General features: G+C 43.0%; 6 protein-coding genes. All 6 read left to right on the top strand.

The features are described from left to right. The first annotated feature begins 560 nt into the window (after nt 1–560). The 6 genes from PUQ00_RS08300 (at nt 561) to PUQ00_RS08275 (ending at nt 5637) form a co-directional block, all read left to right on the top strand. Nucleotides 561–1163 carry a superoxide dismutase gene (locus tag PUQ00_RS08300; protein ID WP_300415032.1) on the top strand — a complete coding sequence of 201 codons (603 nt, stop codon included), beginning with the start codon at nt 561–563 and terminating at the stop codon, nt 1161–1163. Nucleotides 1164–1528: 365 nt separating this feature from the next. After that, nucleotides 1529–1864: a hypothetical protein gene (locus tag PUQ00_RS08295; RefSeq protein WP_300415030.1), complete on the top strand. Its 336-nt coding sequence runs from the start codon at nt 1529–1531 to the stop codon at nt 1862–1864. A 424-nt stretch (nt 1865–2288) separates the two neighbouring features. Further along, a complete protein-coding gene (locus tag PUQ00_RS08290; RefSeq protein WP_300415027.1) occupies nt 2289–2516 on the top strand; it encodes a hypothetical protein in 228 nt (75 codons plus the stop codon). Between the two features lie 62 nt (nt 2517–2578). Beyond that, a complete protein-coding gene (locus PUQ00_RS08285; protein ID WP_300415025.1) occupies nt 2579–3715 on the top strand; it encodes an AIR synthase related protein in 1137 nt (378 codons plus the stop codon). Nucleotides 3716–4206: 491 nt separating this feature from the next. Continuing rightward, nucleotides 4207–4893, top strand: coding sequence for a PHP domain-containing protein (locus tag PUQ00_RS08280; RefSeq protein ID WP_300415022.1), 687 nt, complete (start codon nt 4207–4209; stop codon nt 4891–4893). Between the two features lie 165 nt (nt 4894–5058). Beyond that, complete coding sequence (locus PUQ00_RS08275) at nt 5059–5637, top strand: PEP-CTERM sorting domain-containing protein (protein ID WP_300415019.1); 579 nt, start codon at nt 5059–5061, stop codon at nt 5635–5637. The last annotated feature ends 363 nt before the right edge of the window (nt 5638–6000 follow it).

The raw sequence follows: 6000 nt of genomic DNA, 5'->3' as shown, positions 1-6000 counted from the left end.
ATTAAATATGCGTTATCTAGAACCCTTGTAGAGACGCGAAATTTCGCGTCTCTACATTCTTTTTCGGAGATGTCTTATGAAAATCAAGTGTTGTATTAAAAATATTAGATTATTTAAATATAAAATCATCTCGCTTCCGACTGATTTATCAGATCGCAATTAATCCTACTAAAGGTAGAAGTATGAAAGCTTTAATTGCTAAATGCTAATTAATTATCGGTCTCTGGCGATGGGATATTAGCCAGGTTTATTCATAGTCATTAATTAATTACGATTTTACTTATCATTTAAGGATTTTTTTCTATCTTCACTTAATCTTGACTTTAGTAGTAGAATGACGATGTTAAGTTTTATGTTCGATCATTAATTAAATAGGACTTACGCAAAACTAGACGCTAGGGGCAATTCATGAATTGCCCCTAGCTGAAAATCAGGATTTCGGCTATTGTTTGCGTAAGTCATGATTAAAGACATAAAACTGCCAGAAACAAAAGCTGTTAATTTCCTAAGCTTCTGCAATAGTCTAATACTGGAAACCGATAAAGAGAGGATTTCACACAATGGCATTTGTACAAGAACCACTACCCTTTGAAAAGAATGCTCTAGAGCCATATGGCATGAAAGCTGAGACTTTCGAGTATCACTATGGCAAGCATCACAAAGCTTATGTAGACAACCTGAACAAGCTCACTGAAGGTACTGAACTTGCCGATAAGTCTCTAGAAGAAGTGATCAAAATTTCCTTCAAAGATTCCTCTAAGGCGGGAATATTTAACAACGCTGCTCAAGTTTGGAACCACACCTTCTTTTGGAATTCCTTGAAACCCGCAGGTGGCGGCGCACCCACTGGTGAAGTGGCAGCCAAAATTAATAAAGATTTTGGTAGCTTCGATAAATTCAAGGAAGAGTTCTCTAACGCCGCCGCAACTCAATTCGGGAGCGGATGGTCTTGGTTGATTGATGATGGTGGTACGCTGAAGGTGATTAAGACACCAAATGCAGAGAACCCTCTAGCTCATGGCCAGAAGGCACTCTTAACTTTGGATGTTTGGGAACACGCCTACTACATTGACTACAAAAATGCTCGTCCAGCGTTCATCAAGAATTTCCTAGAACAGTTGGTGAATTGGGACTTTGTTGCTGAAAATTTGGCTAAAGCTTAATTAATTGACAGTTTTGAACTGGCTGCGATGCCTTTTGGCAAGCTGCTTCTCTACGAGAGGCTGCGCCAATGCGTCTACGTGGCTTGTGCCAGATATGTAAAGTAAAAACAATCAGTTAATTGACTAATCTTGTTAGCAGTCACGAACTAGTATCGTGGCTGTTTTTGGTTGGCTGTTGAGGGGATGGGGGAGATTAGGGAGCAGAATCTAACTTTTCTGAGAATTGCGATTCATTATGACTGAGATAATGCTGTTGATTTTGTGTCACGAATCGTAAAAGAGCATTTGGAGCGCAACTGGGACATACTCTATTTATCCTAGTTTATATCTGAAAATTTTCAAAACTGGACTTAGGAGTAAAAACAATGGTGCAAGCTGTACAACAAGAACTGACACTAGAACAGGTAAATAAAGCTATTGAGGCAATCCTCAATGTTTTGGATGTTCCCGAACCCGGAAATGATTTACACGCCAAGGCTTTATCTGCCTTTGTAAATGGCGATTACCAAACTGTAAAGCGGTTAGCCTCGACCAATTTATCTGATTGTTATGTTAAAGCACTGGGTTATTTAGGTGGGGCATTGAAGCTAACGCCAAACACTGACACAATTCTGGCAGAGTCGGCACGGGCAGCAGCTGATTTTGCACGAGAGAGAACATTACGTAAACTTGGGGATGCGTTGGCGAAAGCCTTGTCGTAGACATCGCAGCTGCACTCAACTAATAATTTTTTTTAGAGGAAATGCAGAGGCACAGAGAAGCCAGTGCGTTGGGGGGGTTCCCACGGCAGTCACTCATGGGGGAAACCCCCTGTTCCCGCGCTGCCTCCCCGTTGTAGCAACTGGCGCGGTGCAGAGAGAAAAAACGAGATTTTTCGAGTCACCTTGAAAGGGCTAGTACTAAGATAGTAAATGTCCGTTCGCTGATTGCGATCTGACTTTTCTTTCTTACTGACGATAGAATTGGTGTTTCAGGCTTTCCTAGAATAGCGTCGGCGTAGCCCGTCGTAGACATCGCCACTTAATAGTTCATCTGAACTATGATTTCCAAATAAAAAAGGAGATGAAAAATTGTCTAGGAAAGTTGAAACCCTTATTATATATAGGTTTTATTAAATTAGAGCAAATGTCAAAAAATGAGCGAACGCACACTAGTAAAGAACTAGCGCAATACATCGAAGCAACGAATAGCATCACTAAACCTTGGCTATTAGTACAACTGCGCCTCAAAAAATTGCAAGAGCGTCGAGCCACCCTTACAAACGATGTCTACACCAAAGAATTAGAAGATATTTACCAAGACTTGATGAATTTGGGGGAATGGTGGCGTGGTATTGAAGATGAGGTATTTTAAAGTCAGGAGTTATGAGTTTTCCTAACTTCTAACTTTTGGCTTTTAACTTAAAACACAACCTGATGGCTCAAGCTCTCGATCAAGTCGATTACGATACTCTCGATGCCGCAAAGCGACGCTTCATTGCTGCCGCAAAACGCACACTTGGCTTTGCAAGCGCTTATGGTATCGTGCCCGCGTCGGGTCTCGGAGCAAGCGCTAACGCTTTCAGCTTCAACCTCGCTCCGTTTTTAGAGGTGGGGGCTAAAGAACTTTCTATGACACTTGTCCCCGAAGGACTAGGCACGGCAGATGATACCCGGCCTGATGACCTTTGTGAAGAGGAGCTTCGACGATTCTGGTGGAACATTGGTATCAAGATTATCTCATGTCTTACGAACGACGCGGCAACTTCTGGTATGCAGACTATACTTCTGGGTCTTTATCTGCCGTCGAGTACTCCTGAAACAATCTTTACCCCCGCTTTCCTAGATGGGTTTCTGGATGGAGTGGTTGAGGGGTGCAAACGAGTGGGATGCGTCTATCTCTCAGGGGAAACTCCTCAATTAAAAACTAAGATGATTTCAGGTCGGCTCGACATCGCTGGCTCGGTTTTTGGGGTTATGCCCGTTGGTGTCGCTCCTATTGATAGTTCGCGTCTGGATGCCGGAAATACCATTGTTCTCGTCGAGAGTTCGGGGCCGCACGAGAACGGCTTTACCCCAATGCGAAAACTTGCCGAGTCGCTCCCTGATGGCTATAGAACAAAACTTCCGAGTGGGCAGGAGTTATGGGAAGCGATGAATGCCGCGTCGCATCTCTACACGCCGCTTGTGCAGGCGGTACTTAGTGAGGGAATTCGTCCCACTGCGATGGAGAACATTACCGGACATGGATGGCAAAAGCTGATGCGGTCGGTGAAGCCGCTCCGCTATGTGATCGAAACGATGCTGCCAGTGCCGGAGATATTTACATTTGTCGAGGGTCATCTTGAGGGCGGGGCAATGACGATGCTTTCCGTGTTTAATTACGGTGCAGGATTTGCATTCTATACCGAGTCGGAGCAGGATGCAAAAAGGATCGTTCTGCTGGCAAGAGAACAGGGGCTTTCGGCTGTGATTGCAGGAAGGGTTGAAACGTCCCTTACCCGCGAGGTAGTGGTAACACCGCTTGGAATCACCTTGAAGGGAGATTCTTTTGGAATTGCGCGAGGGGTATAGTGATTTACGAGCGTAGGCATAGCCCGTCGTAGACATCGCCAGTTTTCTTGGAGCTATTTTAGACTCGCAGGATTTTCTTGCTTATGTGATGGCTGCGACGGGCTACGCTAAAGTAATTACTGATTAGATAAAGGTAGTGAAATTACTGAGATAAATAATATTTTTTACACACAATATAGAATTGCATTTTCGGCTGATTCGAGATAATTACTTTATTAAACCTTTAGTATTTAAGTAATTTGACACAGATGCTATCGGCGTATTTTTGACAATCTGGATGCAACATTTATTACTACTTAAATAGAAAGTAGTCTAGATTACTCATGCCTACTTAGGTTAAGATTTGCTAACCTAGTCTTAACATATTGAAAAATTTGCTGAGAAAGCTGAGAAAGTTGCAGCCAACACTAATTTTTATTGTTGGGTCTTTCTTATCTGTAGATGTAGCGTTTTAGTGTGTTAAAAATATACATTTTTGTTCAGAGGGGGTTATGGTTGTAAATTTGGCCCAAACTACTGCTTCGGCAGAACTTTTGAAGCAAGTATTCCATAACATTGATGCACATAGTTGTCCAAGGTTATTCAACTTTCACATGCACACTGTTTACTCGGATGGGAGGTTGCAGCCGAGTGGATTGATGGAGCAGGCGATCGCTATTGGACTAAAAGGGTTAGCGATCACCGATCATCATGGTATTATCGGCTATCAAGCATCACTTGCTTGGTTAGAAGATTGGAAGTGGAATAATCCTGGTGCAAGCACTCCTCACCTCTGGAGTGGCGTAGAAATCAATGCCAACCTTTTGGATATAGAAGTTCACATTTTGGCTTACGCTTTTGGAACAGAACACCCTAGTATGAAACCCTATCTGCTAAGAAGGGCGACTACAGGCCAAGAATATCAGGCAAGTAACGTGATTGCCGCCATTCATGAAGCTGGGGGATTGGCAGTTTTGGCTCATCCAGCTCGTTACAAGCGATCGCATTTCGACTTAATTCCAGCTGCGTCCCAAAAGGGTATTGATGGCGTGGAAACTTTCTACGCCTATAATAACCCTACCCCCTGGAAACCCAGCACCTTGGAATCAGAACAAGTGCAAAAGTTAGCTGATGAATATTTTCTTTTCAATACCTGTGGTACTGATACCCACGGTTTGAGCCTGCTACAACGTTTGTAAAGCAATACCTTGTCCTAAAGGACACGCTACGCGAATGCAAATTTCCGAGGCTTGGGAATCGGGTTTAAGCTGGTCTTAAAGGTCAAACAAGATTAAAAATCCCTTGGCTAAATTAATTGACCGGAAGCGGAGCGTCTCCGGCTCCGCAAAATTCTTATAGGCTGATTGTCTCCTTGGCAGCTTTTTCCTTACGTTCCGTATAATACATGGGAAGCCTCGACAAGAACCGCGATCGCACTCACAACTTCCATGAAAAATCTAGCTCTACTATCTGCGATAGTCCTCGCTACCACATTTGGATTAATTTTCGGTATAATGCCAGCCGCCTCTGCTTTAAGTTGGAACTGGAGTTATTCTGCTACTGGCATTGCGGCAAACGGTACTTTCACTACTAATGACACGCCTAACGATTTGGGTTTTTACCAGATTTCTGGAATTACTGGTACACGAAATGGCGAAATAATTACTGGTTTGCAAGCCGCCGGGACTCCAATACCGGGAAACGAACCTTTTGATATTGATAATTTAATTAGTATTAATACTCAGCAGCTAACGGGTAATGGTTTTGGTTATTCCACTTCGGGAGGAAATTATTCTAGCCTATACTTCGCTAGTTTTTTGCAGACACCAGGTTATTTAGAGGTTTTTTCTGCGCCGCCAATCACACCAGGTTTTGAAAATTTGGGATTGGAAGATAGTGAGTTACCCATTAGTTTTTCTGCAACCATAATTCACCGTTCCTGAATCCACCCCTAGCCTTAGCTTATTCGTCTTCGGCACTGTCAGCGCATCTTCAGTACTCAAACGTAACAAGCTATCCAAACTCACTCACAAGAAGCTCGAAAAAATTTCCTAAAACCATCATTGAAGAAGAATTCAGAAGTCAGAATACATTCGTCAGAATGTAATCAGTGGGGGATTCAGACCCGCCACTTTCTTGTTTTGTGGGGGTGCAAAAACGCCGTTTATTCATCCACCAGTCGCACAAAATACCCAAGTGAATTCTGGTGACTGGCACCTTTATTCTGTTTGATAAAAACTCTCCTTCATTGACTCTATTAAAGGGGTTAATTTTTCTGATTTAATCCAGTCAATCAGTTCGACTTT

It is taken from the genome of Nostoc sp. S13 (assembly GCF_029379315.1).
Taxonomy (GTDB): Bacteria; Cyanobacteriota; Cyanobacteriia; order Cyanobacteriales; family Nostocaceae; genus Nostoc.
Note: the sequence above shows the minus strand (reverse complement) of the source record. Positions and strands in the feature narration are given on the sequence as shown.

What these genes read in the sequence shown, in the direction of transcription:
- PUQ00_RS08290 (WP_300415027.1), top strand. Translation starts at nt 2,289, where the DNA reads ATGTCAAAAAATGAGCGAACGCACACTAGTAAAGAACTAGCGCAATAC.
- PUQ00_RS08295 (WP_300415030.1), top strand. Translation starts at nt 1,529, where the DNA reads ATGGTGCAAGCTGTACAACAAGAACTGACACTAGAACAGGTAAATAAA.
- PUQ00_RS08285 (WP_300415025.1), top strand. Translation starts at nt 2,579, where the DNA reads ATGGCTCAAGCTCTCGATCAAGTCGATTACGATACTCTCGATGCCGCA.
- PUQ00_RS08300 (WP_300415032.1), top strand. Translation starts at nt 561, where the DNA reads ATGGCATTTGTACAAGAACCACTACCCTTTGAAAAGAATGCTCTAGAG.
- PUQ00_RS08280 (WP_300415022.1), top strand. Translation starts at nt 4,207, where the DNA reads ATGGTTGTAAATTTGGCCCAAACTACTGCTTCGGCAGAACTTTTGAAG.